We start from the raw sequence: 17808 nt of genomic DNA, 5'->3' as shown, positions 1-17808 counted from the left end.
ACGTGCACCGTAGCCCGTACGCCTGCACCGGAGGAGGACCATGACGGACGCCAACGACGCCCAGTACCACTCCATCGCCAACCCTCGCCGGACCACGCTCCTGCATCGGAGCGTTGCCGACACCTATGTGTCCCAACACGAGGAAAGCGAAGCGCCGGCCGACGAGGCCGCCGCGGGCTGACTCGCACGGCGCTCGCGCCGAACGGCTCGTACCTCGACAGAGGGCCCGGCCCGCACGCCCCAACGGCACGTGCGGGTCGGGCTCTCTGCGTCAATCGGCCCAGTCAATCGGCCCAGTCAATCGGCCCAGTCAATCGGCCCAGGCGTGCCGAGCCGTTCGGCCCGGGCGTCCACCATCCGAGACGTGATCGGTACGGTTGAAGTTCACCCGCCTGCGACCTTCTGGTGCGGAGCAGCAGGTCAGAGATGCCCTGCCGGTGCGTGATCGTGTGACGGACGTCACCGGCGTTACATTCCCGAAACAGTTCCGCTAACCTGGACGACGCGGCTTCTTCCACAATTCGGACCAGCAGGTCTGTGCATCGAGCAGTTGGCACAGCGCGTTCAGCACGGCAGGCAGGCGGGCAAGGCCCCGCGGCGGCCGGTGCCAGGTGGAGCAAGGAGCCCGCGGCAGGTCGACCCCGCACCAGGGACTGGTCTGTCAGAGCACGTCCGGTCACGTACGACGACAAAACTGAGTGGGGAACCCAGCAATGCACAGCGAATCGATTCGACACTTTACTGACGGACGCGTGCCCGACGCCGGGATCGCGCACCTCTTCAGCGTCGAGAACCGATTCCAGGCGAGGCTCGACGTCGAGGCCGCGCTCGCCCTGGCCGAGGCCGAGGTCGGGCTGATCCCGGAACCGGCAGGCGAGGCCATCGCTCAGGCGGCGCAGATCGAGAAGCTGGACCTCGTCAGGGTGGCGGCCGAGACGGTGTCGGCGAGCCACCCCCTGATGCCGCTCATCGAGGAGTTCGCCCGCGTGGTCGGGCGTGAGCACGGCGGCTGGGTGCACTGGGGCGCTACCACGCAGAACATCACGCAGACGGCGGACGTGCTGGTGCTGCGGGACGCGCACCGCGCCGTCAAGGACCTGCTCGCCAAGGTTCTGCGCGGTATGTCGAAGCAGGCGGAGGCCTCCGCCGCGGTGCCGATGGCGGGCCGCACGCACAGCCAGCACGCGGTCCCGATCACGTTCGGCTTCAAGGTTGCGGTCTGGATCGACGAGCTCACGGCGCACACGGACCGGCTCGAACGCCTCGAGGACCGGCTGTTCCGGGTGCTCATGGGCGGCGCGGTCGGTACGTTCGCGTCGTTCGGCCCCGCCGGGCGCGAGGTCGAGCGCCGGGTCGCCAACCACCTCGGGCTGGGCACCATGCCGGTCCCGTCGCGTGCGATCAACGACGGCATCGTCGAGCTCGTGCTCGTCCTCGGCCAGGTCGCCGGGACGGCGGGCAAGATCGGCAAGGACATCTACTCGATGATGCAGCCGGAGTTCGGCGAGGCGTTCGAGCCCATCCCGGACGGGACCGTCGGCAGCTCGACCATGCCGCACAAGCGCAACCCGCAGCTCGCCCTCGACCTCCTGTCGATGAGCGCCCAGCTCCGCGCGCTCGCGGCGCCCGCACTCGAGTCGATGCAGCACGACCACGAGGCGAACGGCGGCATGACCGACCTCCTGGAGGAGACGGTCAAGCGCGCCACCGTGCTCGGCGGCGACATCCTGACCCGGCTCGACGTCATCCTCGACGGCCTGGAGCTGGACGAGCAGCGGATGCGCGGCAACCTGGCGCTGAGCGAGGGGCTCATCGGCTCGGAGTCGCTCATGATGGAGCTGGGCGAGCGCATCGGGCGCCAGAAGGCGCACGAGGTCGTCTACGAGGTGGCGCAGGAGTCGGCGGTCGGCGACGAGCGGTTCCTCGACCTGCTGGTGCGGAACACGACGGTCAGCGCCTACTTCGACCGCGACGAGATCCGCCGTCTGATCGACCCGAGCGCGTACCTGGGCGAGAGCATCACCATCGCGCACGAGATGGCGCAGCACGCACGCGCCGTCGCCGACCGGCTCGAGTTCAGCGCCCGCACGGCGCAGCCGGTCCCGCTCTTCGTGCGGGAGACCGCGACGAAGGACGACGACGTCGACGACGCGGACCCGGTCACCGCCGGTCGCGTCGCGTCGGATGCACGCACCGCGGACGAGCTGCTGCTCCTCGGCCTCTAGCTGGTCATGCTCCGGCGGGGCCCGAGCCCCGGGCCCGCCGGAGTATCAGACCTGCCTGGGTCCCGGCGCGCTCGCCGTGCGCCCCGTGGAGCCGGCGTCAGAAGAGGGTTCCGGACTCCCACGTCGCACCGGCGACGGCCGGTGCCGGGACGGGCTTGGGAGCCTCGGGCTCACGCGGTCCGGTGACGAGGACGCTGCCGCGCAGCTCGGCGTCGGGGATCATCCCGGCGTCGGGGACCAGCATCTCGCCGACGCCGCCGCGTCCCGCGTCCCACTCCTCGGCGGCGAAACCGGCGAGCTGGTCGACCCGCTCGTTGTACGGGTTGCCCACGTGCCCCCGGACCCAGTGGAACCGGACCGGGCCGGTGCGTTCCGCTACGGCGCGGTCGATGCTCTGTACCAGGTCGAGGTTCGGCACCGGGTCGCCGGACGGGGAACGCCAGCCGTTGCGCTTCCATCCGTCGGACCACTCGGACACAGACCGGATGGCGTACTGCGAGCCGGACTCGACGAGCAGGGGCTCGTCACCGGGGTGGGCCTCGATCGCGCGCAACAACGCCGAGAGCGCGGCCACCTGGTCGTTTCCCCTGGCAGCGCCGCCCGAGTCGAACTGGCCACCCGCGTGGTTGATCCACGCCCATCCGATCGCGCCGCCGGGTGCGGCCGACCCGTGCGTGCTGACGATGATCACGGCGTCCATTGTGCATCCTTCTGCCCGAGAATCCGTACGGCAGGCCGGGGAACGGCACGTTCGGACGTGGCGAGGCAGAGAGTTCGGCGGGTCGAACCTCGAGCCCTGGAGCCACGAAACCCACGCCCCTCGATCCGTGGGCATGATGGCGTAGTGCCTCAGCTACCCGCCGACTCGCCGTCCGACCCGGCCCGACGTCCGTCCGACCGCACCCCGACGCCCGCCGAGCGCGCGCAGGAGCTGCACCCGGCCCGCCGTCGGACGCGTGCCGACATCCGGCGGTGGCGTCGGCTGCTCGCGGACGAGCGGGCAGAGGCGGCGGTCTACCGCGACCTGGCCGGCCGGCGTTCCGGTGAGGAGCGCGAGATCCTGCTCGCGCTCGCGCGCGCGGAAAAGAGGCACGAGTCACACTGGCTCGATCTCCTGGGCCCCGACGTCGGCGCGCCCGTGCGCGGCGATCTCCGTACTCGGGCGCTCGGATTCCTCGCCCGCCGCTTCGGCGGGGTCTTCGTGCTGGCGCTGGCCCAGCGTGCCGAGGCCAGGTCGTCCTACGCGCACGACGCCGACGCAACGGTGGCCATGGCAGCCGACGAGCAGATCCACGAAGAGGTGGTGCGCGCTCTGGCCACGAGGGGCCGGAACCGGCTGTCCGGCACCTTCCGTGCCGCGGTGTTCGGTGCGAACGACGGGCTGGTGTCGAACCTCGCCCTCGTGCTCGGTATCGGGGCCTCCGGCGTCGCGACGAGCACGGTGCTGCTGTCCGGGCTCGCGGGCCTCCTCGCGGGAGCCCTCTCGATGGGCGCGGGGGAGTTCGTGTCGGTGCGGTCGCAGCGCGAGCTGCTCGAGGCATCGTCGCCGTCGCCGGCGGCCGGTGCGGCACTGCCGCACCTGGACGTCGACGCGAACGAGCTCGCGCTCGTGTACCGAGCCAGGGGGATGAGCGTCGAGGACGCCACGGCGCACGCCGACGCGGTGCTCGCCCGGCTCGCGGTCACGCCCGTCGAGCACCAGGGCCCGCTCCTGCGGATGCAGGAGGCGCCGGCCAAGGACCGCGCCGCGGAGGGCGCGACCGAGGTGGACGATCTGGAGTCGCACGGGACCGCCTGGGGCGCTGCGATCTCGTCCTTCTGCTTCTTCGCCTCTGGCGCCGTGGTTCCCGTGCTGCCCTACCTGTTCGGCCTCGACGGGCTCGCAGCGGTGATCGTCGCGACCGCTCTCGTCGGGCTCGCGCTGCTGGTGACGGGTGCCGTCGTCGGCCTGCTGTCCGGGACCTCGCCGCTCACCCGGGCGCTGCGTCAGATCGCCATCGGTCTCGGGGCGGCGGGCGTCACCTACGTGCTAGGTCTCGTCTTCGGGGCGACGGTCGCCTGACCCCGGAGAGTTCACCCACAGACTCGTGAGCCACACGGCGGTAGCGCCAATTGGCCCGAGATGGGCGAGATAACGTATGTCTTCCGACATGTCGCGGTTCCTGAGCACAAAATTCGCGATCCGCAAACCGCAGGTGTGCGGTTGCCGAACTCTGGAACCACGAGCAGATTAAATGTGTATGCATGTCTGCTGGCGGCCCGCTCGGGCCGGAGAGCGGGAGACCGATGTCGAAGGACGCGCCGATGAGCACGGGGGGCCACCTCCGTCGCGCCGTCGCGCGTGCCGTCGGTACCGTCGCACTCGGCGCAGCGGGCCTCGCTCTCGGTGTCACGCTCGCGGCTCCCTCAGGAGCCACGGAGCGCGGCCCACTCGGTTCCGTCCTCGGCGACACGGTGAAGGCGACGGCGCAGACCGTCACGCGAACCACCGACCTGCTCGGGTCGGCCAGGCCCGCGGCCGATCAGGCCGCCGGTCTCCCCACGGCGTCGGCCCCGCCCGCTCCGGAGCCGGTGGCTCCAGCGCCCGGTCAGGCCGCTCAGGCCACGCCCGCGACGCCGTCCGGTGCGCCGGAGCCCGCTGACGCAGCGACACAGCCGTCGGGAGCCGGGCCGGACGCCACGACGGAAGCTGCGCCGAAGCACGCTGCGCCGAAGCCCGCTGCGCCGAAGCCCGCCGCGTCGGAGCCTGCCCCGTCGGAGCCTGCCCCGTCGGAGCCTGCCCCGCCGGAGCCAGCCCCGTCGAAGCCCGCAGGCGCGCCGGCCGCAGAGCCGGCCGGGACGCCCGGTACGCCAGTCACCGGGACCGTCGAGAGCGCACTGACTCCGGTCACGGACGGCCTGCTGAAGCCGGTGACCGAGCAGGTCCGCACGGTGGTGACCGAGCCGGTCGGCAAGGCTCTCACGCGCCTCACCGAGAAGCCCGTCGCGGACGCCGTCGGGGCCGTCGAGCAGGTGGCTGACCCGGTCCTCAAGCCCGTCACGGAGCAGGCCGGCGAGGTCGTCAAGCCGGTGACCGGGTCCCTTGGCGGGCTGCTGACGCCGGTGACCGGCCTGGTCGGGCACGTCGTCGCTCCGCTGGCCCCGGTGCTCGGCTCGGTCACCGCGCCGCTCGCCCCCGTGACCGACGGGCTGCTGAAGCCCGTGGTCGATGTGGTCTCCCCGGTGACCGACGTCGTGGGCGGCGTGACCACCCCGATCGTGCGGGTGCTCGAGCCCGCGACCGCGCCCGTCACGGACACGCTCGTGCCCGTCCTCACGCCGGCGGGCGAGGCGCTCGCTCCGGTCGTCGAGCCGCTGAGCCCGGTCATCGAGGCGCTCGCTCCGGTGCCCGGTGCCCTGGTGCCGGAGCACTCCGGCCGACCTTCGGTGCCTGCGCCCAGCACGCTGGCCCCGACCCGGCCGGTCGCGAGCGGCGAGTCGACGTACCCGGGGGCGCTGCAGGCTCCCGGTGACGTCGCGGTCGTTGAGCGGACCTCCCTCGGGGCCCGGCACGCGGCGCTCGGCCTGATGCCGGTGAGCGCCCTCCAGGGCGCCACCGCAGCGGACACCGTGCCGGCCCTGAGCGTCGCGACGGCTGGTGTCGTCCACGCGGGTGGCTCCGTCCCTCTGGGCGCGGGGCTCCCGTTCGCCGCCGGTGGTGCGGGGAACGCGGTCGTCGCCGGCGCGGGTGGACTCCTGGGCGGCGGCGCACCGCAGCTGAAGGTGCTGGGCGGCGAGGTCCTCGCGGTGCTCTCCGCCCTGCTCGTCTTCCGGGCGCGCTCCTGGCGCGTGGCGACCGACGAGTCGCGCGGCAAGCTGTCGAGCAGCTACGCGGATATTCCTGTCTCTCCTGCCTGACCTGGCTGGGCCGCGCCTTCATGTGCGGCACCTCCCGACGGCGAATCTGCCGTCGGCTCCACGCCAGGCAAGGAGAGACCCATGGACAGAAACATCCGACGGGTGCTGTACACGGCACTTGTTGCGGGCGGCCTCGTGGTCGTCGGCGCTTCCTCCGCGCACGCCGCAGGGGAAGGCCGGTTGGATCCAGTCACTCAGGAGACCATCGGCACGTTCGAGGAAGCACCCGCCGCGCGCGGTCACCTCGACGTGGCCGAAGGGACGTCTCCGGCAGGCGAGCGGGCCGATGCAGCGGGAACCTCTGCCACCGGGGCGGACGGCGAGACGGGCCTGGTGGACGACGTCGTCGGACCGAAGGGCGTCGTCCGGTCGCTGCTGAGCGCCGACGTCGCAGGGGTGGTCGACGGGACGCTAGGTGAGGACGGCCTGGTCGACGACCTGCTGACGGGGGTCGGTCCGGGCGGCGGCGACGGGCCGCAGCCGGAAGAGCCGCAGCCGGAGGAGCCGGGTACCGAGGAGCCGGGTACCGAGGAGCCGGGTACCGACCCTCTCCCCGGGATCATCGATCTTCCTGGAACGGAAGAGCCTGGAACGGAAGAGCCTGGAACGGAAGAGCCTGGAACGGAAGAGCCTGGAACGGAAGAGCCTGGAACGGAAGAGCCTGGAACGGAAGAGCCTGGAACGGAAGAGCCTGGAACGGAAGAGCCCGGAACGGAAGGCCCCGGAGCCGATCGCCCCGGGAAGGGCCGCCCCGGAAGCGGTGGCCCCGACGCAGACCGGGGCACTGATCGTCCCGGTACCAGCGGTCGCGACGCCGAGCCTCGTCCAGTACGTCCGGGCAAGGCAGCGGCCGACCGTCCGGACATCGCAGAAGGGCACCACGCCGAGCCACGCACCACTGAGCCGCGCACCGGCTACTCCGGTGGTGAGCTGCCCGGCGCCGGCCTGCCCGGATCGGTGGCCGTCGGCGCTGGTTCAGACGGATCCAGCACGGGCGCACCGGACACCGACAGCTCCGGGCAGGGCGCCCAGAAGGACCGCGGCACGTCCGCTGCCGCGCCTCGTCCGGGCGAGTACCTCTCTTCGGAGGGAGTCGACCTCGCCTGGGGCGGCACGGCCGGTCCCGTCCCGACGTCCAGCAGCGGGACCATGCTGGCGGGCGACATGGACGAAGGTCCGCACCGCCGCACATCGACAGCGCCCGAGGCGGAAGCGGAGGCGGCACGGCAGGTCGTGCCCGATGCCACGCTCGCCGAGACGGGCCACATGATCACGGGGCAGCTCTCGCTGATCTCGCTCCTTCTGGGGCTGGGGATCGCGGCGCTCCGAATGCGTCGCCGGTAGAGCGTGGCTTGACCACGCTCTACCGGTCGACAAACGATCCGGGTCCGGCCCTCGTTCGTGAGCCATCAAGGTGGCTCGCGAGCGAGGTCCGAACCAGGCCCGGGTCGGCAGGTTCGAGGGTCGGGGCGCCGCTGGGGGGTGCCCCGGCCCGCGGACCAGGACAGACACAGAGCGGGAGCTCAGGACATCTGGGGGTGTTCTGAGCGCCCGCTCTGTCGTGTGCGGGTGGTGTCCTTGCCTCCGAGATGCACCGCCGGGTATCCGGCGCGGCCTACGATCGGAGCACCATGCGCCATCTGCTCGCCGACACCACCCCGCTGAAGGTGTCGCCCGACTACCGGCGGCTGTGGTTCGGGCTGTCGATCTCGAACATCGGCACGCAGGTGACCATCGTGGCGGTCGGCCTCCAGATCTACGCCCTGACCGGATCTACCCTCGCTGTGGGTCTGCTCGGCCTGTTCTCGCTGGTCCCGCTCGTAGCGCTCGGCCTGTACGGCGGCGCGCTCGTGGACCACTACGACCGGCGCAAGGTCTCGCTCCTGTCCTCGTCCGTGCTGTGGGTCGTCGTGGCGGGTATCGCGGCGCAGGCCTGGTTCGAGGTCGAGTCGGTGGAGCTGCTGTACGGGCTGGTCGCCCTGCAGAGCGCGGCGTTCGCCATCAACAACCCGGCCCGGTCGGCGATCATCCCGCGCCTGCTCCCCAAGGAGCTCCTGCCGGCGGCCAACGCGCTGGCGACGCTCTCCATGAACGTCGCGCTGACCGGAGGGCCGCTGATCGGCGCCGTCCTGGTGGCACAGCTCGGTTATGCCTGGGCGTACACGCTGGACATGGTGCTGTTCCTCGCGGCCCTCTGGTCGGTGTTCCGGCTGCCGCCCGTGCCGCCCGAGCGCGACGCCGCCGTCGGCGTCGTGCTCAACAGCCGGGGCCGCGTGCGGGCCGTCGGGCTGCGGTCGGTCCTGGACGGCCTGCGCTACCTCGCCACCCAGCCCAACGTACGCACCACGTTCCTCGTCGACATCTGCGCCATGGTCCTGTCCTTTCCGCGCGTCCTGTGGCCGGCTGCCGGCGTCATCTACCTCGGCGGCGGCGAGACGACGACGGGCGTGCTCGCCGCGGCGTTCGCGGTCGGCGGCATCCTCGCGAGCGTGTTCTCGGGCGGGCTGACGCGCATGCGCATGCAGGGGCAGGTGATCGTCTGGGCGATCACGGCGTGGGGCGTGTCGATCGCCGCCTTCGGGCTCGTTCTCGTGCTCGTGGGGCGGGGCTCGCCGGACGGGATGATCGTCTGGGCCGTCGTGGTGGCGGGGATCGCGCTCGCCTTCGCGGGCGGCTCCGACAGCATCTCGTCGGTGTTCCGGCAGAGCATCCTGCAGACTGCGACGCCGGACCACATGCGCGGGCGCCTGCAGGGCGTGTTCATCGTGGTGGTGGCAGGCGGGCCGCGCCTCGGCGAGATGGTGCTCGGTGTCGAGGCGACGTGGTTCGGCGAGGGCTGGGCTGCCGTCGTCGGCGGCCTCACGTGCCTGGTGCTGCTCTGGGTGATCATCCGGCTGACACCCCGCTTCTGGCGCTACGACGCCCACCACCCGGAGCCCTGACGCGCCAGACCCCCAGGTCACCGGAGTGACCTGGGGGTCTGAGACCTTCGACGAGCCCTGACGGAGGGTCAGTTCTTCTCTGCGGCCCCGGAGACGTCGGTGGGGCCGGACGCGCCACCGTTCGTCGAGCCGGCGAGGTTCGAGATGAGCTGGTTGATGTCCACGCCCGTCAGCTGCTTGATGACGCCCTGGCCTTCGCCGATCACCGACGCCACGTTCTTGGTGATGGCGGAGGCCCCGTCGGTCGAGATCACGGTCATGCCCTGGATCGCGGCCATGGGCTCGGCGGCGGCGCGGACGATGTCCGGCATCCGCTCGATGAGCTCCTGCACGAGGGCGGCCTCGCCGTACTTGCGCAGCGCCTCGGCCTTGGCGTCGATGGCGGTGGCCTCGGCGAGACCCTCGGCCTCGACGGCGATGGCTCGCGCCCGGCCCTCGGCCTCGACACCTGCCGCGAGAGCGACCTGCCGGTCGCGCTCGGCCTCACCGGCACGGCGGACCGACTCGGCGGACGCCTCGGCGTCCTGCAGCGCTGCCGTCTTGTTCGCCTGGGCGATGGTGGTGCGCTTGTACGCCTCGGCCTCCGTGGCGGCGTTCTCGGCGTCACGGCGCGCGGTGGCGCCCTGGACCTCCGCGTAGGCCTGGGCCTCGGCGGGCTTGCGGACCTCGATGTCGAGGCGCTCCTGCTCCACGCGAGCCTTCTCGGCCATGGCCTCGCGCTCCTGCTGGGCCACGAGCCGGTCCTGCTCGGCGCGGGCGAGCTGGCCGGCGGCGTCGGCCTCGGCGTTCGCCTTGTCCGTCACGGCCTTGATCGTGGCCTTCTTGAGGTCGAGCGCCTTCTTGCGCTCGGCGATCTGCTCGGCCGCCTCGATCACGGCGAACTCGGACGCCCGGTTGGCCTCCGCCTCGGAGACCTCGGCGAGCTGGCGGGCGTTGGCGGCCTCGGCACGGCCGAGGTTCGCGAGGTAGTCCGATCCAGGGGTCGAGATGTCGGAGATGTTGAGCAGGTCGACCTGGAGGCCCTGCTCCGAGAGGTCCGTCTTCGTGGACTGGACCACGCGGTCGGACAGGCCCTTGCGGTCCGAGATGATCTGCTCGATCGTCATGTCGCCGACGATCGACCGCAGCGAGCCCTCGAGGGACTCCTTGATGATCTCGGTCAGCAGGTGCTGCTGTGACAGGAAGCGCTGGGCCGCCCGTCGGACACCCTCCTCGTCCCCGCGCACCTTGAAGTTGATCGACGCCTTGATCGCAATCTTGATGCGGTTCTTGTCGACACCCTCGACGGTGATGCCGATCTGCCGCTGCTCCAGGGAGATCGCGAAGCCCTGCTGCAGCACCGGCCACACGAACGCGCGGCCGCCGACGACGACGCGCTGGCTCGCCAGCTGGGCCTCTGACTTTCCTGCGCCACGGCCCACGATGATCAGGGCCTCGTTCGGCGGGACGCGCCTGATCCGGCTCGCGACGAACGCGAGGACGAGGAAGATCGCGAGGACGGCTGCCACTACGGCGATGACGCCCACTAGTTGACCGGTCATTTCCATCTCAGCTCCTGGGGTGTGGTGCGATGGCCAGGCACGCGGACGGTCCCGGCCGGATATGTGGTTGTACGGGGACGGGGGACTGCTGATGCCGGTGACGCGTCTCAGCGCGGCACTGGCTCGACCTTGACCCGGGCACCGTGCTGCTCGACGACGACGATCCGCGTGCCGTGCTCGATGGGCTCGTCGGAGAAGGCCAGCCGGGTCTCGAGCTCCGTGGCGGCGTCGAGAGACACCTCACCGTGGCCGCGGTCGACGTCGGACGTGACCGAGCCCTGAGCGCCCACGAGCGAGACGGGAGTGCCGTCGTCGCCCGCCTTGAGGCGCTTGAGCAGCACGTTGACGAGGATGATCACCAGGATCGCGACCACGAGCCCTGCCGGATAGGCGACCCACGGCTCCAGGCCGGAGGACAGCACGACCATGCCGGTAGCGCCGAACAGCATCCCCCCAGCGCCCAGCGAGGTGCCAGAGAGGGCGCCGTCGGCCAGGTCCAGGAAGTCGCCGAACACGAGCGAGGCGACGGCGAGCGCGAGCCCGAGAAGACCGATGATGATGAAGACGAGCATCCCGGTTCCATTCGTGAAGATTTGGAAAAGTCGGATGCAACGTATCAGGCGAGCGCTTGGCATCCGGGCGTCAACAGGGTGAAACGCGACGCGCCCGTTAGCGCGCCGCCGACTGGCGCCGGAGCGTGCGGCTCGCGGCCAGGGTCAGCAGGGTCGCGAACCACGCAGCTCCTACGGTGATGAGGAAGCCCGCCTCCGGCCCGGCGACCTCCACACGTGCCCCCGCGAGCCACGCACCGAGCGAGGCTCCGATGCCGATCGACGTACCTACCCACGTCAGGGCCTCGGTGAGCTGGTGCCTGCCGACCATGTCCTGTACCAAGCCGTTGCCCGTGATGACGGTGGGGGCGATGGCGAGGCCGGCGACGAACATCGCGATCGCCAGCACCCAGAGCGACTGCGCCAGCAGGTAGAGCGACACACCCGGGCCGAGCGCCGCCATCCCGATCACGAACCGGCGTGCCGGCGGGCTGGTGAAGTGGCGCGCCCCGTACGCGAGCCCGGCGAGCATCGAGCCCAGTGCGAAGACCGCGAGCACCACGCCCGACAGGCCCTTGCTGCCGAGGCCCTCGGCGAACGCCACGGTGGCGACCTCCATGGAGCCGAAGATCACGCCCATCGCGATGAAGACGAGCACCATCACCGGCATGCCGGGAGTGAGCACGACGGGGCGGCTGCGCACAGCGGTGTCTGGCACCACGACGGGCGGCTCCGTGGCGCGCTGCACCACGAACAGGAGGCCGCCCACCACGGCCGCGACCCCGGCGAGGATCAGGGCCGACGGCGCAGCGACCGCCGTCGCGAGCACCGTGGCGAGCACGGGGCCGACGATGTAGACCAGCTCGTCGATCGAGGACTCCAGCGAGTACGCGGTGTGCAGGCGGCGCGGGTCGTCGAGCGCATGGTTCCACCGCGCACGGACCATGGAGCCGTACGAGCCCTGGCTGCCGCCGGCGAGCACGGCGAACGGCCACAGCACCCACTCGGGAGCGCCCAGTACCGCGGCCGTGACGAGACCGCCCAGGCCGACGACGGACACGACGAGGGCCGGCAGCAGCACCGTCCGTTGGCCACGACGGTCCACCCAGCGCGCGATCTGTGGGGCGAGGAAGGCCTGCGCGAGCCCGAGCACGGCCGCCACCCGGCCCGCCATGGCGTAGCTGTCGTAGAGGCCCTGCACCATGAGCACGGCGCCGATGCCGACCATCGACATGGGCAGACGAGCGAGGGAGCCCGCCGCGGAGAACCTGAGTGCTCCGGGAGTGCGGAGCACTGCCGCGTACGGGTTGGAGCGGGGTGAGGCGACGGTCTCTGGCACGGCTCGAGTGTCCCACCGGCCACTGACACCGGCCCCGCCGATGTGGCAGGCGGTCGCTCCGAGGGCCCACGATGGTCCCCATGACCGATGAACCGCAGGTGACAGTGGCCGACAACCCCGAGGAGTCCCGCTTCGAGGTGAGCGTCGACGGCACCCTGGCCGGCTTCGCCGCCTATGAGATCGACTCGGGGTCGGTCGTCTTCGTGCACACGGAGGTGTTCGAGGAGTACGGAGGCCAGGGCCTGGCAGGGCGGCTCGCGAAGGAGGCGCTCGGCATGGTGCGCGAGGCCGGGGGCACGATCGTGCCGATGTGCCCCTACATCCGCTCGTACGTGGAGAAGCACACGCCCGAGTACGACGACCTGCTCCGGGACACCTCCACGGCGTGAGTCGGCGGGCGCCGGCTACCCCACGTCCGCACCGAGCAGCCGGAGGACCCGACGGGCGGCGTACAGCCCGCCCAGCCCGTGCACCCCGGGCCCTGGCGGCGTCGACGACGAGCAGAGCAGGACGTTCGGCGCTCCGGTCGCGTAGGGGTCCCAGCGGCGCGCGGGGCCGGACACGAGGCGCGGGACCGTGAGCGCGCCGCCGAGGATGTCGCCGTCGACCAGCGCCGCGTCGTGGCCGGACATCCGCGCGGCCGGTACGCAGCGCGCAGCGACGACCACATCCCGGAACCCCGGGGCGAACCGTTCGATCTGACGGGTCACCGCCTCGGTGACGTCGAGGTCCGACCCGGCCGGCACGTGGGCGTAGGACCACAGGGGTCGCAGGCCGCCGACCTCGCGGCCGGGATCGCTCACTGCCGGGTCGGAGACCAGGCAGACGGGCCGCTCGGCGTGCCGTCCAGCGGCCACCTCGCGTTCGGCGGCGGCGGCCTCGGCCCTGGTCCCGCCGACGTGCACGGTCCCGGCGCGTCCGACGTCGGGCACGGTCCATGGAACCGGGCCCGACAGCACGAAGTCCACCTTGGCGGCGGCGTTGCCGTGCCGGAACCCCGCGAGCCGACGGCGGGCGCCGGCCGGCAGCTCGTCGCCGAGCACCCGCGCGACGACGCCCGGCGCCGTCGCGAAGACGTACACCCGGGCCGGCGGCAGGTCCGAGCGGGTGCGCACCGGATGTCCCGTCACGAGGGTGCCGCCGTGGTTCTCCAGGTCGCGCACCAGCGCGTTCGCCAGGGCGCCGGACCCGCCTCGCGGGACCGCCCAGCCGCCAGGGGAGTGCGCGAGCGCCGCGAGCACGAGCGCAACGGCCGCCGCAGGGACCGACGGCAGCGGGGCGATGGCGTGGGTGGCCACGCCGGAGAGCAGAGCGGGGGCCACGTCACCGCGGAACCTGGCCCCCCACGCGGGTGTGCCCTGCTCCAGCACACCCACGGCGAGCCGGGTGAGCAGCGGAAGGTCGCTCGGGCGAACCTGGCCCGGTACCCGGTGCAGGTCCCCGAGCCCTAGCTCAGCCAGGCGGTCCCAACGTCGAGCGAGCACGCCCAGCAGGCTCTCCCATGCCGGACCGTCGGCACCCAGGCCAGCCGTCGTGGCGGGGAGCGACCGGTACGCGATCCCTGCCCGGCCGCCGGGGAGCGGCTGGGCGTAGGACACCTCGGGCGTCAGCAGCTCGACCCCCAGCGCCCCCAGGTCCAGCTCGCGAAAGAAGGGCGAGGCCGCTGCCATCGGGTGCACGGCCGAGCAGATGTCGTGCACGACGCCGGGTGCCAGGCCCAGATCGAGCGTCCGGGCCCCGCCGCCGGCCGTCTCCTGCTCCTCCAGGACGGTGACGGGCACGCCGGCGCGGGCGAGCGTGACCGCCGCCGCCAGCCCGTTGGGCCCGGAACCGACCACGACGACGCCGCCGCTCATCCGCGCGCCGCCGGTAGGTCCAGGGCGTTCTCGGGGTCGAGGGGTACGGGCCCGGCTCGCCGCAGGGCGACCCTTTCTCGCACCGCCGCCCATCCGGTCGGTACCCCGGTCGCGATCGTGACGGCCCAGACGGTGAGCCACCACGGTGAGTAGTCGAGACCCAGGCACACCCAGATGGACAGGTGCATGGCGGTCACGGCACCGGCGAACACCAGCCGGGTCGGGCGCCAGCACAGGAGGAGCGGCGCGGCGAGCTCCAGGGCCAGCGCGCCACCGGCGAGCAGCTGGGGCAGCACGGGGGTCTCGGCCAGCGAGCGCACGAGCTCGGTGCTGACCGGGGACGAATCGGCTCCCTGTAGGAGCACCCACGACATGTTGTCGGAGAACACCCAGGCCAGGCCGCTGTGCCGCACCTTCTGCAGGCCGGTGAGGAAGTAGACGCAGCCGACCACCGCGAGCGCGGCCCGCGGCGTCCATCCCCAGGTCACCGCATGGGCCATCCGGTCGGCGGGATCGGTGGAGGGGTGGGCGCGGACCGGCGCGCGCGCGAACAGGACGGGGAAGGTAGCGGTGAGCAGCAGGACGTCGTTGTGGTGGAACTTTCCGGACGCTCCCCAGAGCCCGGCGAGGACCAGGAGCGAGAGCCAGGAGAGCACGAGGCCCGCCCGGGGTGCTCTGCGGGCCACCACGAGAGCCGCGCCGGCGAGCCCGGCGACCTGGATCGCGACGAGCGCAGGCGGGGGCAGGTGCGGTAGCCAGCCAAGGATCCAGAGGTGATGGGTGAGCTCGGCCGGGCGCTCGGAGATGAGGATCCAGTCGTGCGCCAGCAGGCGAGACGCGATGATCAGGGCAAGGGCCACCTGCAGCAGGACCACGGAGCCCGGACGACCCGGGGCGACGACGGCGGCGTCGATCCTGCGGCCCAGTGACCGGACCCGGCCGAGCCCGGCGCGGACGAGCCGGCTCACAGGAGCTCGTTCCACACGGTGGTCACAGCGGTCTCGGTCGTCACGTGGGTGACCGGGTCGACGGTCCGGTCCACCCGGTCGATGCGGACCCGCACCACGTCGGCGCCGTCGATGTCGCAGTCGGCGAACCACGTGTCGAGCATGACGTCGCGGGTCCGTGCGTCGATGACGGCGAGCTTGGGCACGAACCGCATGGTCTCCCTGAGCACGGGGTGGTCGACGCAGCTCACCGCCCGCTCGGTGCCGTCGGCGAAGCTGACCACCAGCTGCTGGCTCGAGGTCGCGTCGCTGCGGACGGTGCTGAACAAGCGGTAGGCCGAGAACGGCCAGAAGTCGACGCCGGCGATGGCGACGGCCAGCAGCAGCGCCGGCGCACCGTAGGCGACGCCGCGGGCGAGGCGTCGGGCGCGGTTGGCCGGGTTCGTCGTCTGTTCTGTCACGCGCTGTTCACGCTCGGACGGCGGCAAAGGTTGACGACGTGTGGGGCCGATGCGAAATGACCACCGTTCCTGCACGTCGTAGGCGTGCGCGTCGCGACGGGCCCCTCGAACCCCGGCATACCGGGTGTGAAAATAAGCTTCACAATCTCGACCACACTGCAAACTTCACATCCGAAGCGACATGTGCGAGAGTTTCCCCACGGCGTCGCCCGGTGGCATTGTTCGTCACCTCAGTGTTCCGGACCGGCGCCGGCCAACGTAGCAACATGCCGCAGCACAGCGTACGAACACAACAGAGAGCACCACGGCACCAACCCCCAGCAGCCAGTACCGGAGGTCAAGCACGTGAGGCACCCCGCCCGCCATGAGGCGACACCCATGCCCGCGTATGCGCGCACCACGTCGCATCCACCGGCCAAGCTGTCCGGCCTGACGTCGGGGTTCGGCCGCCGTGAGTTTCTCACCATGGCGACGGCGGGCACCGCCGCAGCGGCGATCAGCGTCACGATCGCCGCCCTCGACCCGGCGACCGCGCTCGGCGCTCCGGCCATGACGGGGAACGCCACGCCGCAGCCGTCGTCGGCCTCGGACCTCAAGCGCGAGCTGCGGGCCATGTGGATCGCCTCGGTGGCCAACATCGACTGGCCGTCGACGAGCGGGCTCGACGCCGCCACCCAGCAGGCCGAGTTCCTGCACTGGCTCGACGTTGCGGAGGAGAACCGGCTGAACGCGGTGTTCGTGCAGGTGCGGCCGACTGCCGACGCCTTCTACGAGAGCCCGTACGAGCCGTGGTCCCAGTACCTGACGGGCACGCAGGGCCAGGACCCGGGCTACGACCCGCTCGGGTTCATGGTGGAGGAGGCGCACAAGCGCAACATCGAGCTGCACGCCTGGTTCAACCCGTACCGCGTGTCGATGCAGACCGACCCGGCGCAGCTCGTCGCGGACCACCCGGCGCGGCAGCACCCGGACTGGGTGTGGGCGTACGGCGGCAAGCTCTACTTCGACCCGGGCATCCCCGAGGCGCAGGAGCACATCCAGCAGGCGATCCTGCACGCGGTCCGGAACTACGACATCGACGGTGTGCACTTCGACGACTACTTCTACCCGTACCCGGTGGCCGGCCAGGTGCTGCCCGACGCGGCCACCTACGAGCAGTACGGCGCAGGCTTCGACACGATCGAGGACTGGCGGCGGGGGAACGTCGACCGCTTCGTCGAGACGATGAGCGTGCGGATCAAGGCGACCAAGCCGTGGGTGAAGTTCGGCATCAGCCCGTTCGGCATCTGGCGCAACGCCGGCACCGACCCGCTGGGCTCGGACACCGGCGGCTCGGAGTCGTACGACGACCAGTTCGCGGACACCCGCAAGTGGGTGCTCGAGGGGTGGCTCGACTACATCAACCCGCAGATCTACTGGCAGATCGGTCTTGCGGTCGCCGACTATGCGGCCCTCGTCCCGTGGTGGGCAGAGGTCGCCGCGCAGTCCGGCACGCAGCTCTACGTCGGCGAGGCCCTGTACAAGATGACGAGCGGGGTCTTCACCGACCCGGCAGAGCTCACGAACCACCTCGACCTGTGCCGCGAGGTCAGCCGCGACGTCGGACCGATCCACGGCAACGTCTACTACTCGGCGAAGCACATACCCGTCGACGCGCAGGGTGGCATGTCGAAGGTCGTCGAGGACCACTACCAGTACCCGGCGCTGATGCCGCTGATGCCGCACCTGCCGGCAGATCCGGTGGTCACCCCGGTCCTCGCGAACGCCCGCCGGGTGCGCGACGGCATCCGCCTGCACCTGGCGGACATCGGCACCAAGGCCGCACGGGCGACGGCGTTCGCGGTGTACCGCGTCTCGGGGACCGCGGACTTCGTGGACACCGACGACCCGGCGAACCTCGTGGGGACGTTCCGCTCAGCCGGCGGGCGCGTCCAGTCGTGGCTCGACACCTCGGCCGAAGCGGGCACGGACTACACCTACGTCGTCACCGCTCTGGACCGGGTCTGGAACGAGACGGACCCGAGCCAGCCGCGCACCACGAGCTAGGCG

The 17808-nt window shown here is 71.7% G+C and carries 15 protein-coding genes; 8 read left to right on the top strand and 7 right to left on the bottom strand.

Annotation, left to right across the window (positions count from 1 at the left end):
- The first annotated feature begins 40 nt into the window (after positions 1-40).
- Entirely contained in the window at positions 41-181 is a 141-nt protein-coding gene (locus tag ACFS27_RS10070; protein WP_377182484.1) for a hypothetical protein, read from the top strand.
- Between the two features lie 571 nt (positions 182-752).
- The gene (locus tag ACFS27_RS10065) at positions 753-2225 is read left to right on the top strand and encodes a class-II fumarase/aspartase family protein (RefSeq protein WP_377182482.1); all 1473 of its coding nucleotides are present in this window, start codon (positions 753-755) and stop codon (positions 2223-2225) included.
- A gap of 97 nt (positions 2226-2322) precedes the next feature.
- Here ACFS27_RS10065 and ACFS27_RS10060 read toward each other — a convergent pair whose 3' ends face one another.
- Positions 2323-2925, bottom strand: a complete 603-nt coding sequence (locus ACFS27_RS10060; protein ID WP_377182480.1) for a ribonuclease H family protein — start codon at positions 2923-2925, stop codon at positions 2323-2325.
- A 231-nt stretch (positions 2926-3156) separates the two neighbouring features.
- Between ACFS27_RS10060 and ACFS27_RS10055 the strand changes: the two genes are divergently transcribed.
- The 4 genes from ACFS27_RS10055 to ACFS27_RS10040 all read left to right on the top strand — a co-directional run bounded on the left by ACFS27_RS10055 (position 3157) and on the right by ACFS27_RS10040 (position 9064).
- Positions 3157-4287, top strand: coding sequence for a VIT1/CCC1 transporter family protein (locus ACFS27_RS10055; protein WP_377183675.1), 1131 nt, complete (start codon positions 3157-3159; stop codon positions 4285-4287).
- A gap of 242 nt (positions 4288-4529) precedes the next feature.
- On the top strand, positions 4530-6122 hold the full coding sequence (locus tag ACFS27_RS10050) for a hypothetical protein (protein ID WP_377182478.1): 1593 nt from the start codon (positions 4530-4532) through the stop codon (positions 6120-6122).
- An 81-nt stretch (positions 6123-6203) separates the two neighbouring features.
- A complete protein-coding gene (locus tag ACFS27_RS10045; protein WP_377182476.1) occupies positions 6204-7466 on the top strand; it encodes a hypothetical protein in 1263 nt (420 codons plus the stop codon).
- A gap of 287 nt (positions 7467-7753) precedes the next feature.
- Positions 7754-9064, top strand: a complete 1311-nt coding sequence (locus tag ACFS27_RS10040; protein ID WP_377182474.1) for an MFS transporter — start codon at positions 7754-7756, stop codon at positions 9062-9064.
- A gap of 68 nt (positions 9065-9132) precedes the next feature.
- Here the strand turns inward: ACFS27_RS10040 and ACFS27_RS10035 are convergent, their stop codons facing one another.
- From ACFS27_RS10035 to ACFS27_RS10025, 3 genes are all read right to left on the bottom strand, one after another.
- Positions 9133-10611 (bottom strand): flotillin family protein, encoded by a 1479-nt coding sequence (locus ACFS27_RS10035; RefSeq protein WP_377182472.1) that lies wholly within the window; start codon positions 10609-10611, stop codon positions 9133-9135.
- Between the two features lie 101 nt (positions 10612-10712).
- Positions 10713-11177, bottom strand: coding sequence for an NfeD family protein (locus tag ACFS27_RS10030; protein ID WP_377182470.1), 465 nt, complete (start codon positions 11175-11177; stop codon positions 10713-10715).
- 97 nt (positions 11178-11274) lie between these two features.
- On the bottom strand, positions 11275-12495 hold the full coding sequence (locus tag ACFS27_RS10025) for an MFS transporter (protein WP_377182468.1): 1221 nt from the start codon (positions 12493-12495) through the stop codon (positions 11275-11277).
- 80 nt (positions 12496-12575) lie between these two features.
- Here ACFS27_RS10025 and ACFS27_RS10020 point away from each other — a divergent pair, with 80 nt between their 5' ends.
- Positions 12576-12884: a GNAT family N-acetyltransferase gene (locus ACFS27_RS10020; RefSeq protein ID WP_377182466.1), complete on the top strand. Its 309-nt coding sequence runs from the start codon at positions 12576-12578 to the stop codon at positions 12882-12884.
- 15 nt (positions 12885-12899) lie between these two features.
- Here the strand turns inward: ACFS27_RS10020 and ACFS27_RS10015 are convergent, their stop codons facing one another.
- From ACFS27_RS10015 to ACFS27_RS10005, 3 genes are read right to left on the bottom strand one after another with little or no spacing between them, the layout of a single operon-like run.
- Positions 12900-14351, bottom strand: coding sequence for a phytoene desaturase family protein (locus tag ACFS27_RS10015; RefSeq protein ID WP_377182464.1), 1452 nt, complete (start codon positions 14349-14351; stop codon positions 12900-12902).
- Entirely contained in the window at positions 14348-15319 is a 972-nt protein-coding gene (locus ACFS27_RS10010; RefSeq protein WP_377182462.1) for a hypothetical protein, read from the bottom strand. Before ACFS27_RS10010 ends, ACFS27_RS10015 begins: the two co-directional genes overlap by 4 nt.
- Positions 15316-15759: a hypothetical protein gene (locus ACFS27_RS10005; protein ID WP_377182460.1), complete on the bottom strand. Its 444-nt coding sequence runs from the start codon at positions 15757-15759 to the stop codon at positions 15316-15318. Before ACFS27_RS10005 ends, ACFS27_RS10010 begins: the two co-directional genes overlap by 4 nt.
- A gap of 378 nt (positions 15760-16137) precedes the next feature.
- Here ACFS27_RS10005 and ACFS27_RS10000 point away from each other — a divergent pair, with 378 nt between their 5' ends.
- Positions 16138-17805: a glycoside hydrolase family 10 protein gene (locus tag ACFS27_RS10000; protein WP_377182458.1), complete on the top strand. Its 1668-nt coding sequence runs from the start codon at positions 16138-16140 to the stop codon at positions 17803-17805.
- The last annotated feature ends 3 nt before the right edge of the window (positions 17806-17808 follow it).

It is taken from the genome of Promicromonospora vindobonensis (assembly GCF_042685865.1).
GTDB lineage: Bacteria > Actinomycetota > Actinomycetes > Actinomycetales > Cellulomonadaceae > Promicromonospora > Promicromonospora vindobonensis.
Note: the sequence above shows the minus strand (reverse complement) of the source record. Positions and strands in the feature narration are given on the sequence as shown.

Coding starts and splice junctions, on each gene's coding strand:
- ACFS27_RS10070 (WP_377182484.1), top strand. CDS start 41: ATGACGGACGCCAACGACGCCCAGTACCACTCCATCGCCAACCCTCGC.
- ACFS27_RS10060 (WP_377182480.1), bottom strand. CDS start 2,925: ATGGACGCCGTGATCATCGTCAGCACGCACGGGTCGGCCGCACCCGGC.
- ACFS27_RS10050 (WP_377182478.1), top strand. CDS start 4,530: ATGAGCACGGGGGGCCACCTCCGTCGCGCCGTCGCGCGTGCCGTCGGT.
- ACFS27_RS10045 (WP_377182476.1), top strand. CDS start 6,204: ATGGACAGAAACATCCGACGGGTGCTGTACACGGCACTTGTTGCGGGC.
- ACFS27_RS10040 (WP_377182474.1), top strand. CDS start 7,754: ATGCGCCATCTGCTCGCCGACACCACCCCGCTGAAGGTGTCGCCCGAC.
- ACFS27_RS10035 (WP_377182472.1), bottom strand. CDS start 10,611: ATGGAAATGACCGGTCAACTAGTGGGCGTCATCGCCGTAGTGGCAGCC.
- ACFS27_RS10030 (WP_377182470.1), bottom strand. CDS start 11,177: ATGCTCGTCTTCATCATCATCGGTCTTCTCGGGCTCGCGCTCGCCGTC.
- ACFS27_RS10020 (WP_377182466.1), top strand. CDS start 12,576: ATGACCGATGAACCGCAGGTGACAGTGGCCGACAACCCCGAGGAGTCC.
- ACFS27_RS10015 (WP_377182464.1), bottom strand. CDS start 14,351: ATGAGCGGCGGCGTCGTCGTGGTCGGTTCCGGGCCCAACGGGCTGGCG.
- ACFS27_RS10000 (WP_377182458.1), top strand. CDS start 16,138: ATGCCCGCGTATGCGCGCACCACGTCGCATCCACCGGCCAAGCTGTCC.